This is a genomic window from Virgibacillus sediminis, from assembly GCF_042643265.1.
Lineage (GTDB): Bacteria > Bacillota > Bacilli > Bacillales > Amphibacillaceae > Virgibacillus_O > Virgibacillus_O sediminis.
In genome coordinates, this window is record NZ_JBHRRZ010000015.1 from 118,625 (window position 1) to 133,012 (window position 14,388).

The following is a 14,388-nucleotide window of genomic DNA, read 5'->3' on the forward strand; positions in this document are numbered from 1 at the left end:
AGATTACCTGGACAGTCTAGAATCTATTTCTTTCAAATACCTGGTTATCACTCCAGCCAATCAGCCTTTTGGCAAAAATTGGATAAATAATTATTAAAAACAGGAGGTTGGCCAACACGGTAGGCCAGAGCCGATACGTAAAATAATATTCCCAACCATTGGGCGCAATCCCTACAATCATATAAATGATGTTGATGAAAATATCTGCAGAAATAATTCCTACAATTCCAAGGATTAGTCCTGTTAAAATATTATCATGCAGGAGTTTTTTTAATCCAAGGACAAAATAGATAGCGGCTGCATAAGAAAACATATATACACCAAGAATCCCTGTATAAACGATATCAATTAACAGCCCGAAGACCAGGGCATACATCACGGAATAATATGTAGATTCCTTATCATAGAAAATAGCAAGCAAAATCAGAAACATAAGCACCCAATGGGGGATAATCAACATCTCTCCGCTAACTATATTTGGGGGCAGCAGTTCTAAGGCCACTCCCTCAAGGATGGTCATAATAAAGAGAATGGCGGGAATATATAAACGTTTCATTAGGTCTCATCCCCGCCTTCCTCTTCTTCCAGGAGCTCCCGATCCACAACGATCACCTGGTCTATATCATACATATTGGCGGCTGGCTCCACTAAGGCTGTTAGTGTCAGACCATATTGGTCAGGAACTACATCTTTGACCTCCCCGATCTGTAGGCCTGCTGGGAAAACGCCCCCCATTCCCGAAGATACTACTAGTTCCCCCTCTTTGAGATCTTCATCGGACTCTTCAATTATCCGAAACAGCAGGGAATCTGTTTCAGGATCGAATCCTTCGATCATCCCAAAAATATCCTGTCCATCTTCCCGGGATATAGTGGCAGATATCCTGTTCAGCTGGTCAAACCCGGTAAGAAGCTGCACAGTGGAAGTGAATTGAGAAGATGTTTGTACTTTGCCAATCATTCCCTCGGAGGTGATGACCGCCATATTGGGACGAATACCATCCTGCTCGCCCTTATTAATGGTAATCTGTTCCATCCACCTTTCAGGAGAACGAGAAACTACCGAAGCCTGAACCGGGGTATACTCCCTGATTGAATCCGTTATTCCCAACGTGTCTCTTAGTTCTTCGTTCTCTTCCCTAAGCTCCTGAACTTCATAGATAAGGCCGCCATATTCGGCCAGCTTTTCTTTCAGGATCCTATTTTCCTCATACGCGTTCCGAACGTCGTCGATATTTGTAAAAATATCTGTAACGAACTGGACAGGAGCGTGGACCGTCCGCTGTGCCCAGCCCACTGTATCATTTATGAATTGCTCTGCGGTAGTAATATTATCCCTGTCACTCAAGGAGTAACCTATTAATGCAACCAGCACAATAAAACCTATTAATAATATAAATAACCTTCTTTTACGTAAAAATGACATACTTACACCTACTTAATCAATGGAAGGACGTGACGACACATTCGGATGTGCGCGAAAGTGCTGGATATATTCAAGGGATTTTCCAGTCCCAAGCGCTACACTATCCAATGGATTTTCGGTCACGAACACAGGCATTTTTGTTTCATCACTGATGACTTGGTCTAAACCTTTTAATAAAGCTCCTCCTCCGGAAAGGACGATGCCTCGGTCAATTATATCCGCAGCAAGTTCCGGCGGAGTCTTTTCCAAGGTGTTTTTCACCGTTGCTACAATTGCATCCACTGTATCCTGGATGGCGCCCAGAATTTCTTCTCCTGTTATAGTGATGGTTTTGGGCAATCCTGTCAACAAATCCCTGCCCCTGATATCCGTTTCAACCGGCTCTTTAAGAACGGCCGCACCGATATCCATCTTAATTGATTCTGCAGACCTTTCACCTATCATCAGGCTGTATTGTTTACGGATATAGTGGATGATCGCCTCATCCATTCCGTCACCCGCAGTGCGGATGGATTGGCTGGTTACTACTCCTCCAAGTGAGATTACCGCGACTTCTGTAGTGCCTCCGCCAATATCCACAATCATGCTGCCGGTTGGTTCCCAAACAGGAAGGCCAGCGCCAATTGCAGCAGCAAAGGGCTCTGCAATCGGAAAAGCATCCTTTGCCCCCGCCTGTTTAGTAGCATCCAGGACAGCCCTCTCTTCTACCATCGTTATCCCAGAAGGAACACAAATCATCACATTTGGCTTCTTGGCAAAAAATGAGCGGTTTTGCATTGCTTTCTTAATATAATACTTCATCATTGCAGCCGTCGTATCATAATCTGCGATGACTCCGTCTTTCATTGGACGGATAACCGTGATATTTCCCGGAGTCCTCCCGATCATATTGCGGGCTGACTCCCCGACAGCCTCAATTTCTCCTGTATATGTATTACGTGCGACTACGGTAGGTTCCCGGACGACAACTCCCTTTCCTTTGACAAACACTAGTGTATTGGCCGTACCTAAATCTATCCCCAGATCCTGTGATAAGCTAAATCTTCCCAAACAAATCTCCCTCTCCAACATAAAAGTCGGTTTCTTTATAATATGATGATCATTGAACCATATCTATTTTTACACCATTCTAGTAAATAAATAAAATGACAATTTCTGCAGCACGCGTAATAAGCGCCACTTTCCATGAAAATTGAAAAATGGCGCTGTACATGCTCGTCTATACAATTATACGAAAAAAACTGCAAAATAGATAGTATTATAAATATCCTTTTTCCTTGAGGGAGACAAATTTCCTGTCCCCTATCACCAAATGGTCTAAAAGTTCGATACCAATCATTTTCCCGGATTCTGCCAGCCGCCTAGTAACGTGGATGTCTTCCTGTGAGGGTGAGGGATCGCCAGAGGGGTGATTGTGGGCAACAATGAGGGAGGCTGCTGAATGTTTTACCGCTTCGCGAAAGTAGGGTAAGTACCTGGCGCCTTGTTTAATTACTTAAACAGGTTTCCGGGAACTCCCCTCCAAACCGTACGTACTCCTCCCAGAGTATACGGCTTTCCATTTATCAATCCAACTTCCCATTGTGTAGTCGTGATAGCATCTTACACACATTCAAATCCGTCCTATCTTAGAATTTCTTTCAGTCATGTATTTTCCCATGCTTTCATTAAAATATATCATAATCTTATGAGGCATTTTCATTAGGCTGGTTTCTTTATCGGCACCTCTAGTCATAACCTTTGGACCTTTCCGTTCCCCAACCATTAAAATAGGCAATGCGCTGCCCGTCCTTGGTATTATATCTTATGCCGAATTTACCGTTGATAGAGTATTGGCTTATTATTTTGCGCGTGGTACTTTTATATTTATAAGCATAAGTTTTAACCATGCTGCATTTCATCGTTTGGCGAAAAGATTGCAGCACGCCTACATTACTGGCAAACTTATAGTAACTATACAATCCTTTTATTTCTGCATTGTATTGCTTTATTATTTCTAGTTCCTCTTTATGGATGAGATTGGATCTGTGAATCGGTTTCCAATGATTATTTTTCCCTAAGCTTAATGCGCCTAAATCAATGAGTGTTTTGATGCATTTCTCACGTGGCACATAGAGTTTAACGTGAAAGCTATGCTTTCTTTTTTGAGTGCCGCCTGGCATTCTTATTGTCTGCCCATTCCCCGATACTCTTATATCATGCCATAAGAACCTTGCATTCTTTTTACTATGGGTTATCGACGTTCTTTCTTTACTTAGTTCCAATTTCAGTTTTTCTGCAAGATAGGCAGTTAATTCCTTCTCAAGCTCCATTGCCTCCCATTTGCTTGCATTGATTCCAATTAAGAATTCATCTGCATATCTCACATAATTCATGTTTCGATAGTCAGAATTGGACTGTTCTTTATAAAGTTTTTCCATTCCTGCTCTTCCCTCATGCATCCCTTTATCCAATTCAGAACATTGGCGTCTATTATGGTACTCCCCATCGTTTATATTCGACGGTAGGTGATGGCGTCTGATCTTTTGCTTTCTGATACTACCTTTATTGAACTTGGCTGTATACGCGTCTATGTATTGATCCAGTTCATGTAGGTAGATGCTAGAAAGAATTGGACTGATTATTCCACCTTTGGGAGTTCCAGAGCATGCCTGGCGGAATTCCCATTCCTCTAAATAACCTGCTCTTAAAAATTTCCAAATTAAGTTGATAAACTTTTCATCCTTGATTTTATTCCTCAAGACATTAATGAGGGTGTGATGGTCCATATTTTCATAAAAATTTTTTATGTCAGCCTTTATGAACCAACGCGTATCCGTGAAAGTGTTTTTTATTTGTGTAAGAGCAGTATGACAGCTTCTATTCGGGTGGAATGCATGAGAGCTATCAGAAAACTGGCGTTCGTATATGCTTTCAAGTATACTCCTGACCATTTCTTGAACTAATTTATCCTCCAAGGTTGCCAGACCGGGTGATCGCGATTTCTCATTATTTTTAGGAACATAAATGCTGGTTGTGGGATTCGGCTGATAGCTTTGTTTTTTCAGCTTATCAATAAGCGCATTTATTCTTTTTAACCCCATTCCATCGACGGTACCTGGGTTTTTTATCCTTCTTGACCCCATCCCTCTCTTGGGGTGAATTTTTGTATAAGCTTCCAGGTGAAAGTTAATGTTGTATAGATTTCGATAAAGACGTTGGAATGTGTAATTTTCATCTTTTGCATGGGAAGCTAAACTGTTTAATACTACGATCGGATTTCTCATAGAGCCTCTCGCTCCTTCCCAATTTTGTACTAAACGTGATAAACTACTCTCCTTCGCCATGTAATAGGCTTTCCCTATCTCGGACTACTATAAGAGTTCCGTTGCCATATTGGATATTCAGACACGGCTGTCATAGCCTTAATGGCTTTCCAACTTAGGCAATCCCCTTTTAGGCATATAGAAACATAACTTTCATAGTGTCGGATGTGACTTTCGCTCGTTTCTTCCATATAGAAGTCAGCCGAAATGGTGTCACTTCATGTACCTCGAAGCTTTTAAGACACATGCACATTTCGTTCAACGTTTATCGCTGCCTCCCGTTGAAGGCCCCCGTAGTCCACTTAAAGCTATCATTCAGGCAATTCAGCCTTCATCCTCATCTATGATTTCATCTGGCCATTCAGTCGTGTCTTGGCAACTAGACAACTTATGGCTTTGCCAACATGCTACACTCCCCGCTCAGTTTCCCCTGCGGATTAGTTGGCTGATGATAGGGTGGATCTAGTGATATTTCCCTACTGCTTTGTTAGAGCAGATTTTCTATATGCCCTTATGGGCGCACTACCTCTCTGGGATGGACAATAGAAGCATTGAGGCTGCCAATAAAAATCGTCTGTCGATGGATGATTTGATTTTTTGTGTTCAAAAATAATACGACAAAATGCTCCTGATTAAGACTTCGCATTTCTTCCATTACATAATCTGCTCCATCTTCAGGAGAACGAATCACATACCTTTCATTCGGCTTATACTGGTTCATCCGCTTTCCAAACTCAATGGTAGCAAGAACCTGTACTCCTTTTGCCACACCTATACCTCTTATGGCAACCAGTTCCTCGATAGCAGCATCATTAAGCAGCTTTAACCCTTCAAAGTGCATCAGCACCCGCTGGGCAAGTGTCATGACAGACTCTTCCTTCGTTCCACTACCAAGTATGATTGCCAAGAGTTCCTGATTAGATAGGTGAGATGCTCCCAGCTTTAGAAGCCGTTCCCTCGGGCGGTCTTCCTTTGGTACATCTTTAAGCATGATCGATGTTGTCGTCATTTTCCTCCTCCTTCCTAAGATAGAACCATCTTATTGGAAAGGAAGAAAACTTACAAATGCCTAAAAACCGATTATTTACAGATTTGTTCTGCTAAAACTAGAAAAACCGTTCTCAAAAATGGCAGAACGGCCGCTAGTATTCCAAGGAAAAATTAAAATTCCATTCATTCCACTATTCTCTTAGTGCTTGTTCATATTGATACCAGAGATTTAAAAGTGCCTGCTGGGCTCCTTCGACATCCTGCTGCTTAAATCTATCCTTTTGACTGGATATTTCATCTCTCAATGAGGAAAGCTTTTCCGACTCATCCGGAAATGTTTCCAGTAATTTTTCCCAGCTGTCTATATCAACAGAAACAGCATCCGGCAGCCTTGCCAAGTTGCTTTGCCATACCTCCTCGAAGCTTAGCAGCCACTCGCTTTCAGTGTCAGTAAGTTCGACTTCAGCCTGCCCGGTCTCCCATTCTTTTACAAAGGTCTCCAATTGCTGAGATTCCATTTTCTCTGATAAACGGGTGGCAGCATCTTCTGTTTCTGCGGCGCCGACAAAAAGGAAATACTGGCCATCCCTCAGCCAAATCACTTGAGGGACTCCTGCCGTTGAAAATTTCCCTGCCCATTCTTCCGCATTCTCCCTGTTCCCAAATACACCGCCTTGTACTACGAAAGCTTCTAAACCTTCTGGTGTCCTAGAACCCTCTTTCGACTGCGCCTCCTGTTCCTCTGTATCTACTGTGCCGGCCGGCAAGCTGCCATTTTGAGGCACCCCCGCATCTATGCCGGCAATCATCCGGAGCATGACAAACCCTAAAACTGATCCAATGCCGATGGCTGATATGCCTGCAAGTAAAACGGGCCTCCATAGATGAAAACGAGAAAATCTCCCACGGCCTGTTTGTTTCTTTTTTTTTTGATGATCTGTGACCATAGTTAGTGGCTCTGCCGGATCTTCCTCTGAATCTTCCAGTACAGCCGCCTGTTGTTCATTGGCAGGGTCATTTAATTTAAAACTGATTCTATTACCATCTTCCTTTATTTGCACTTTTCTTTTCTTGTCCATTTCTTGCCCTCCCGCCGCTGGTTAATATATCATCAACTCTAGCATAGGAGAGATGAAAAGTAAGACGAACCCTGTCAAACTTTTAAAAAAGCATTCAGCAAAAACCGCACTGTTTTTCATCCAAGAAAGAACTTCCTTACTTCTGCAATAAAATGCAGGGAACCGGCAATGAAATAACAAGCATTCTCTTGTGACCTTTTCTGACTTAACACATCCTGCCAACTATCCACAACAGAAACCGGCAGCCCCCCTGCCATCTTGTCCAGCTCATCTGCCGAGGCTGCCCTGGGATGCTCGAAGGAAGTTACAGTAATGGAATCAAATTGACCCACGGCCTGTCTTAACATTGTGGAGGTATCTTTGTCCTGGAACGCGGCAAAGATTAAATGTGTCTCCCTGTCCTTGTAATGATCCTTTACTGTTTGGAGAAAAGACTCCATTCCAGCTGGATTATGTGCCCCATCAATAATAATTGGCGGTTCTCCTTTCACTAATTCAAAACGCCCTGGGAGCTGTGCCTGTTCTATTGCCCGCACAGAGCGATCCATATCGATATTCTGCCCTTTTCCCATTATCAAGGCGAGAGTAACCAATGCAAGCGAAGCGTTTATCTCCTGATGTCTCCCTTTCATTCTTAATTGTACGGTAAACGACCTTTCACCAAAACCAGTAAAATTATGTAACTTTATCACCGTAGTTCCAGCATGATGGGTAACAGAAAAATTTCTGCCCAGCATAAAAGTCTCTGCCTTTCTTACGTGTGTCTCATTTTCTATGATGAGGGAGGCTTCTTCGGGCATTTTTCCAATTACAGCAGGAATGCCAGGCTTAATGATACCCGCTTTATGCCAAGCTATTTTCTCTATCTTGTCACCCAAAAAATTCATATGATCCATTGCAACGTTTGTTATAATGGAGACTAGCGGTTGAAAACAGTTGGTTGTATCTTCCCTTCCACCCATTCCTGCTTCCACTAAGACAATATCTGTCGTAATGGAGAAATAGAGAAAGGCGATTGCTGTGAGTATTTCAAATTCTGTCGGAGCGTTATCTGTTTTATCCATCTGTTGTATTGCCGGCAGTACCTGATTACATAGCTGGAGAAAGGTTACCCTTGATATTTGCTCACCGTTAACCAGCATATGGCCGGTAATCCCCGAGAGACTTGGGGAGGTGAATACTCCCGTTCGGTAACCATTCGATATGAGGGCCTGTTCTAAAAAATGGACAGTAGAGCCTTTTCCGTTCGTTCCTGCTACGTGGATTCCCTTCACCTTCTCCTGAGGGCTGTCCAAAAGCCTCAGCAGTATGTCGATCCGTCCGGTGCCCGGTTTTATTCCGGCTGATTTGCGATATTCAAAAAAGGCTTCCGCCTCTTGAAAGGACTTAAACATTTGATACACCACTTTCTATTTTTCAATCCCTAATAGTATAGCAGAAAGGATATATACAATTGAATCTACAAGGATGGATCATCTATAACGGCAACTTGCCTGGAAATAAATTTCTGGATTTCGCTGAGTGGATGCACGACGCAGCGTCCAGGAAACAGAGCAAAACTAAGATATTCAAAAACAATGAGCTGTTAAGCCAGTTGGATACCAGCAATCTTGATCTCCTAAAGCTTTCGGAAAGTAATTTGCCCGATTATGTGGTATTTGCCGATAAAGATATTTACTTGGCAAGACAACTGGAGCTCTTGGGGGTAAGAGTGTTCAACAGTGCAGAGGCGATCGAGCGGAGTGACGATAAGATAGCTTCTTACCAACGGCTTGCAAGTCAAAATCTCCCTATACCAAAGACGATCATCTCCCCCAAAATTTTTTCCAGCGGAACTATTGAGGAAGAAATTATACATACTGCAGGGCGAGAACTCGGGTTTCCAATGATCCTTAAGGAGGCTTATGGTTCATTTGGTGAACAAGTGTACCTTGTAAGCAATGAAGCTGAACTATATGAAAAAGCAAATGCTCTTGCAGGTAAAGCTTTCATGTTTCAGCAGTTTATTAAGACTAGTTATGGAACCGACCTTCGGCTGCATGTAGTAGGAAACAGGATTGCTGCAGCGATGAAGCGTAAATCAGCCAATGATTTTCGTGCCAACATCACAGCCGGAGGTACTATGGAAGCATATCAGCCAACAGAAGAGGAAGCTGAGCTTGCCATCATGGCGGCTAAATGTATTGGTGCAGATATCGCCGGAGTTGATCTGCTTCTTGGGCCAGGAGGAAAGCCTCTCATCTGTGAAATTAACTCGAATGCACATATTAGAAATATGTATGACTGTACAGGAATCAATGTGGCAGATGACATTATGGATTACATCCTGGACAGCATGTCAAAAGGTGAGGAGTAAATCGGATGATAAAAGGATGGCTCATCTACCGGAAAGAAGACGCAGCAGCTAATGAGACGTATATTGAATGGATGAAAGAGGAAGCCGCATGGCAAGGATTGCTTTTGAAGCTGATCTACCGGGAAGAAATAACCATGGGCATTACCGAAAAAGGCCATGGTATTTGGAAAAACGATAAGTTTTTGCCCCCCCCGGAGTTTGCCATTAACAGGGCGGTCGATCCGCTGTTGAGCTTCCACTTAGAGAATATGGGGATACCGGTCTTTAACCCATCGGAAGTGTCTAGAATCTGTAATGATAAAGCATGGACCCACCAATATGTACAGAAGATGGGAGTGCCAATGACGGACAGTCTGTTTTATCGTAAAACAGATTTACCCCCTGCTCCCCCGCTCAACCTGCCAATCGTAGTAAAGGAGTCAGGCGGAAGAGGGGGAAAAGAAGTATACATCATCCATACTGCTGAGGATTGGAAGCAAGTCAGGGGCAAACTTGCTGATACAACAATCTTGGTTCAATCAGCAGATGTCCAGCTCGGGAAAGACCTTCGGGTATTTGTCGTGGGAAAGCAAGTTACTGCTGCCGTTCTGCGGGAGAATCAGCATGATTTCCGTGCGAATTATAAGCTTGGAGGGAGCGCCTCCTTATACCAGCTTACGGGAAAAGAGATGGATATCGTACAGAAAATAACCAGCCATTTTCCTTTTGGCATGGTCGGCATAGACTTTTTGATCGACCATGACGGGAATCTCCTTTTTAATGAAATAGAAGATGTGGTTGGTTCCAGAACTTTAAGCCAGGTGAACGGACCTAATATTGTATGTGAATATATGACCTATATCCGTAAGCATATGGAAAAGCGGCATTCCATTTAGAAGGAATGCCGCTTTTTCCGGTCTTAGTTTTTCAATTCTTCCAGCCTTGCCTTAACTTTCGCCTGTTTCTCTAGATAGTCCTTTTCCTTTTGCTTTTCTTCATCTACTACAGCCTTTGGCGCTTTCTTTACGAAGCCCTCGTTTGACAGTTTCTTCTGCACACGTTCCACTTCTTTATTCCATTTATCCAATTCCTTTTCCAACCGCTGGATTTCCTTGTCGAAATCAATCAAGCCTTCCAGCGGCAGGAATAGCTCAGCCCCGGTTACTACGGAAGACATGGCTTTTTCCGGAGCATCAATTTTTTCAGCAATCTTTAATTCACTCGGATTACAGAAACGCTCCAGGTATTCCCTGTTATTCTCCAGTTCCGCCGCAATGTCGGCATTCTCTGCCTGGATGAGCAATTCCACCTGCCGTGACATTGGTGTATCCACCTCTGCCCGGATATTCCTTACAGATTTGATGATCGAAACAAGACGGCCCATTTCCTTTGATGCTTCCTTGTCATCGAATTCATGGCGGATTTCCGGCCAAGAAGCAACAGTAATAGAGTCACCCTTATGTGGAAGCTGCTGCCAGATCTCTTCTGTGATGAACGGCATAAATGGATGAAGCATCCGCATGGTCTGATCAAGAACATACGCAAGTACCGACCGTGTCATTGTTTTCTTCTGTTCATCTTCCCCATAAAGTGGAAGTTTCGCCATCTCTATATACCAATCACATAATTCATCCCAGATAAAATTATATAAATGGCGCCCTGCTTCCCCAAACTCATATTTATCCGTATTTCTGGTCACCTGTTCAATCGTCTCGTTTAGACGAGTGAGGATCCATTTGTCGGCTAGAGACTTTTCTCCGGGTAAATCAATGTCCTCATAAGTAAATCCTTCCATATTCATTAGAGAAAAACGGGAAGCATTCCAAATTTTGTTGGCAAAGTTCCAGGTTGCTTCGACTTTCTCCCAATGGAAGCGGAGGTCTTGGCCTGGAGTAGACCCGGTTAGGAGGAAATACCTCAAGGAATCGGCTCCATATTTTTCGATTACATCCATTGGGTCAACTCCATTGCCCAGCGACTTACTCATTTTCCTTCCCTCTGCATCCCGGATGAGTCCATGGATCAGAACATCTTTAAAAGGGCGTTTGCCCGTAAACTGCTTCGATTGGAATATCATCCTTGCTACCCAGAAGAAGATGATATCATACCCGGTGACAAGCACATCAGTTGGGAAATAACGTTTGAAGTCATCTGATTCCTCATCCGGCCAGCCCATTGTAGAGAAAGGCCATAGTGCAGAAGAGAACCAGGTGTCGAGAACATCTTCATCTTGTTCCCAGTTTTCAGCATCTTCCGGAGCATCCTTGCCGACGTATATTTCATTTGTTTCTTTATGATACCAAGCAGGAATACGATGGCCCCACCACAGCTGTCGGGATATGCACCAATCACGGATGTTCTCCATCCAATGCAGATAGGTGCGCTCAAACCTTTCGGGTACGAAGTTAACCTTCTCATTCCCATCCTGAAGGTCGATGGCTGCATCAGCAAGCGGCTGCATGTTCACAAACCATTGAGTGGACAGATAAGGCTCGACTACTGCCCCGCTTCGTTCGGAATGGCCGACCTGGTGTACACGTTTTTCAATTTGGAAGAGAACACCTTGTTCTTGTAGATCCTCCACTATTTGCTTTCGGCATTCAAATCGGTCCATCCCCTGGTATTTCCCTGCATTCTCGTTCATGGACCCGTCTTCGTTCATGACCAGTATCCGCTGAAGATTATGGCGATTGCCTATTTCAAAGTCATTCGGATCATGTGCAGGTGTTATCTTCACCGCTCCAGACCCAAGTTCCATATCCACATACTCGTCTGCGACTATTTCAATTTCCCTGCCGGTAATCGGCAGAACAACCGTTTTCCCGATTAAATGCTGATAGCGTTCGTCTTTCGGATGGACAGCAACTGCAGTATCCCCGAGCATGGTCTCCGGTCTGGTTGTTGCAATCTCAATGGTTTCCTCACTATCTTTTAAAGGATAACGCATATGATAGAATTTGCCTTCTACTTCCTCATAGATGACTTCGATATCAGATAAGGCTGTCCTTGTTGCAGGATCCCAATTGATAATATATTCCCCGCGATAGATGAGTCCTTTCTCATACAATTTAATAAAAACTTCCTTAACGGCTTCAGAGAGGCCTTCATCCAGGGTAAAGCGCTCGCGGCTGTAATCCACGCCTAAGCCCATTTTTTCCCATTGGGCACGGATGAAGTCAGCGTATTCGCCTTTCCATTCCCATGCTTTCTCCAAAAACTTTTCCCTGCCTAGTTCATAACGGCTGGACCCCTGCTCCTTCAGCTTAGCTTCCACCTTTGCCTGGGTAGCGATGCCTGCATGATCCATGCCCGGCAGCCATAAAACATCATATCCCTGCATCCGTTTCATCCGTGAGATGGTATCCTGCATGGTTGTATCCCATGCATGGCCCAAATGGAGCCTTCCTGTTACGTTGGGCGGTGGAATGACGATGGAAAAAGGCTCCTTATCAGGATCTCCTGTAGCCTCAAAATATTTTCCTTCCAGCCAAAACTTATATCTGCCTTTTTCTACTGTCTGCGGGTCATATTTTGGCGGCAGAGCAGCATGATCGTGTTCCTTCAATTTCTTTACCTCCATTTCATATAAAAACCCTTCTCATCCTTTAATAAAGGACGAAAAGGGTTTATTTCCGTGGTACCACCTTTGTTTACAAAACACAGTTTTGTACACTCATTCTATGATAACGGCCATATCCCGGCTTCTTCTATTCAGAAAAGCAAATCTTTTCTTTTCAAAGAAACAGCATCCAAGGCGACTTCCAAAATAATGAATCCTAGGAAATTTCCAGCCCATGATTTCCCTCTCTGCAGGCATTATTTTGTACTACTCCTTTTCCACGCTTGTGGTATTTCATTATTATTCATTTTATCTATTCGCAGGAATGTCGTCAACTGTTATTCCAGTCTTTGCACAGAAAGGCACTCTCTATACATATTATAGGTAATAAATCTTTCTTTTTAGACAAATGAAAGGGGTGGCTCCTATGGCCCGATATTATCGGTATCGTCTTCCCCCATGGGCAAGACATTGCATTGAAGTTATTGAGAAGGTTACATTGCCTATTCTTGTCTTCCAGCTCATACGGACACTTTTCTTTCCTTCCACTCTAGATGTTTTCCTTCTCGGCTTGCTGGTCGGACTGTTCATTGCCTTTTACTTGGAATGGATTTAATTGCCGTTTTCATTGAAAGAGAATGATTCATATTCTTCCTCAATATATCTGGAAAATTCAAGCCCAAACAGAATACGGCGGTAATTCTGCTGCAGTGAAGGTATATGGTCCATAAGAGGTCCATCTTCGGCTGTATACATTCTTATGAGTTTTAAATAGCTGGAGGGATTCACCAGATGTATAATCAGGAGATATAATTCCGTGGTCGTCAGCTTGTTTTTTTCCATGTATTCTGGGAATAATTCCATGAACAGGCTGCCGGAATGATTGTGATAAATGGTTTCACGGCTGAATAGGCCGGATAAATCCCTCACAGCATTATCATACATGGTATTTTCCCAATTAATAAGAAAGGGGTCGGCGGCGGTTTGGAGCGTATGCGACATTCGAAGATTTCCATGGCATAAACTCCAGTTCCACCGGCGATCTTGTCTTCCTTTTTCCATTAACTGCTCCGTTCGCTTGGCCCCTAAAAAACAGGCAGCTTCCAGTTCTTTAAAATGTGTGCAAACCAGCAATTCTACTGGGGACATATAGCGATTGTTTTCGAATCGTTCGACGAAGGACAGCAAATCCTGTTGGAGGCCTATACAGTATTCCTTATATGTATCAAAACTGTTCCATACTTCGTCTTTGTCAATGCTTTCACTTCTTTTTGTGTTGGCATGAATATCGCCCAGGCCATGGAAAAGTCCTTTAATATATTCTTTCTTGTCCTGCCGTTCATCGGTCTGTACCCAAGGTGTCAGATAATAAATGGATCCATCCATCTCCACATGGAGGTTTCCTTTATGAGTCAAGTATACAGGCAGGACGCTCCGCAAATTCTGGGATGCAGCCAAATGATAAGCATTCTCCCAGCCAGCAACTGTCTCCCTTGTCAATAAGCTCTTTTTCAAAGCATAATCCCCTTGGCCATCCTGGATACGAAACAGCCTATCTGTTACTTTCGTAATATAATTCGGATAAACGGAGTAAGAATTCATTACCTTTCGGACAGTTTCCACTTAAATCACCACCTGTACAAATTATGGGAGAGATAATATGACGTGATCATCTACTAAAAAGCAGACACCCCT

Annotated in this window: 11 protein-coding genes, 2 pseudogenes and 1 other annotated feature; of the genes and pseudogenes, 3 read left to right on the forward strand and 10 right to left on the reverse strand. The window is 43.3% G+C overall.

Going from position 1 to position 14,388, the window contains the following annotated elements; all coding sequences use genetic code 11:
* Positions 1 to 16: 16 nt before the first annotated feature.
* The 8 genes and pseudogenes from mreD to ACFODW_RS09065 form a co-directional block, all read right to left on the reverse strand.
* Positions 17 to 556, reverse strand: coding sequence for a rod shape-determining protein MreD (gene mreD, locus ACFODW_RS09030; RefSeq protein ID WP_390305522.1), 540 nt, complete (start codon positions 554 to 556; stop codon positions 17 to 19).
* Positions 556 to 1,425: a rod shape-determining protein MreC gene (mreC, locus tag ACFODW_RS09035; protein WP_390305524.1), complete on the reverse strand. Its 870-nt coding sequence runs from the start codon at positions 1,423 to 1,425 to the stop codon at positions 556 to 558. The genes mreD and mreC overlap by 1 nt, the downstream gene beginning before the upstream one ends.
* Before the next feature lie 12 nt (positions 1,426 to 1,437).
* Positions 1,438 to 2,475 carry a rod shape-determining protein gene (locus ACFODW_RS09040; protein ID WP_390305526.1) on the reverse strand — a complete coding sequence of 346 codons (1,038 nt, stop codon included), beginning with the start codon at positions 2,473 to 2,475 and terminating at the stop codon, positions 1,438 to 1,440.
* A 208-nt stretch (positions 2,476 to 2,683) separates the two neighbouring features.
* A pseudogene (locus tag ACFODW_RS09045) lies at positions 2,684 to 2,887 on the reverse strand (JAB domain-containing protein); the annotation flags it as partial.
* Positions 2,888 to 3,152: 265 nt separating this feature from the next.
* Positions 3,153 to 4,751: a reverse transcriptase/maturase family protein gene (locus ACFODW_RS09050; RefSeq protein WP_390305528.1), complete on the reverse strand. Its 1,599-nt coding sequence runs from the start codon at positions 4,749 to 4,751 to the stop codon at positions 3,153 to 3,155.
* Positions 4,752 to 5,247: 496 nt separating this feature from the next.
* Positions 5,248 to 5,739, reverse strand: a pseudogene (gene radC / locus ACFODW_RS09055) (RadC family protein); the annotation flags it as partial.
* Positions 5,740 to 5,911: 172 nt separating this feature from the next.
* The gene (locus tag ACFODW_RS09060) at positions 5,912 to 6,799 is read right to left on the reverse strand and encodes an SPOR domain-containing protein (protein ID WP_390305530.1); all 888 of its coding nucleotides are present in this window, start codon (positions 6,797 to 6,799) and stop codon (positions 5,912 to 5,914) included.
* A 116-nt stretch (positions 6,800 to 6,915) separates the two neighbouring features.
* Positions 6,916 to 8,193: a bifunctional folylpolyglutamate synthase/dihydrofolate synthase gene (locus tag ACFODW_RS09065; RefSeq protein ID WP_390305532.1), complete on the reverse strand. Its 1,278-nt coding sequence runs from the start codon at positions 8,191 to 8,193 to the stop codon at positions 6,916 to 6,918.
* A 59-nt stretch (positions 8,194 to 8,252) separates the two neighbouring features.
* Between ACFODW_RS09065 and ACFODW_RS09070 the strand changes: the two genes are divergently transcribed.
* The gene (locus ACFODW_RS09070) at positions 8,253 to 9,155 is read left to right on the forward strand and encodes an ATP-grasp domain-containing protein (protein WP_390305534.1); all 903 of its coding nucleotides are present in this window, start codon (positions 8,253 to 8,255) and stop codon (positions 9,153 to 9,155) included.
* A gap of 5 nt (positions 9,156 to 9,160) precedes the next feature.
* Positions 9,161 to 10,030 (forward strand): ATP-grasp domain-containing protein, encoded by an 870-nt coding sequence (locus ACFODW_RS09075; protein ID WP_390305536.1) that lies wholly within the window; start codon positions 9,161 to 9,163, stop codon positions 10,028 to 10,030.
* Between the two features lie 23 nt (positions 10,031 to 10,053).
* Here ACFODW_RS09075 and ACFODW_RS09080 read toward each other — a convergent pair whose 3' ends face one another.
* A complete protein-coding gene (locus ACFODW_RS09080; RefSeq protein WP_390305538.1) occupies positions 10,054 to 12,699 on the reverse strand; it encodes a valine--tRNA ligase in 2,646 nt (881 codons plus the stop codon).
* Between the two features lie 43 nt (positions 12,700 to 12,742).
* Positions 12,743 to 12,983 (reverse strand) — a binding site (T-box leader).
* 137 nt (positions 12,984 to 13,120) lie between these two features.
* On the opposite strand from ACFODW_RS09080, the gene ACFODW_RS09085 reads away from it, so the two are divergent.
* Positions 13,121 to 13,309 (forward strand): hypothetical protein, encoded by a 189-nt coding sequence (locus ACFODW_RS09085; protein WP_390305540.1) that lies wholly within the window; start codon positions 13,121 to 13,123, stop codon positions 13,307 to 13,309.
* Here the strand turns inward: ACFODW_RS09085 and ACFODW_RS09090 are convergent.
* Positions 13,306 to 14,316: a hypothetical protein gene (locus ACFODW_RS09090; protein ID WP_390305542.1), complete on the reverse strand. Its 1,011-nt coding sequence runs from the start codon at positions 14,314 to 14,316 to the stop codon at positions 13,306 to 13,308. The two genes, ACFODW_RS09085 and ACFODW_RS09090, sit on opposite strands and share 4 nt — an antisense overlap.
* Between the last annotated feature and the right edge of the window lie 72 nt (positions 14,317 to 14,388).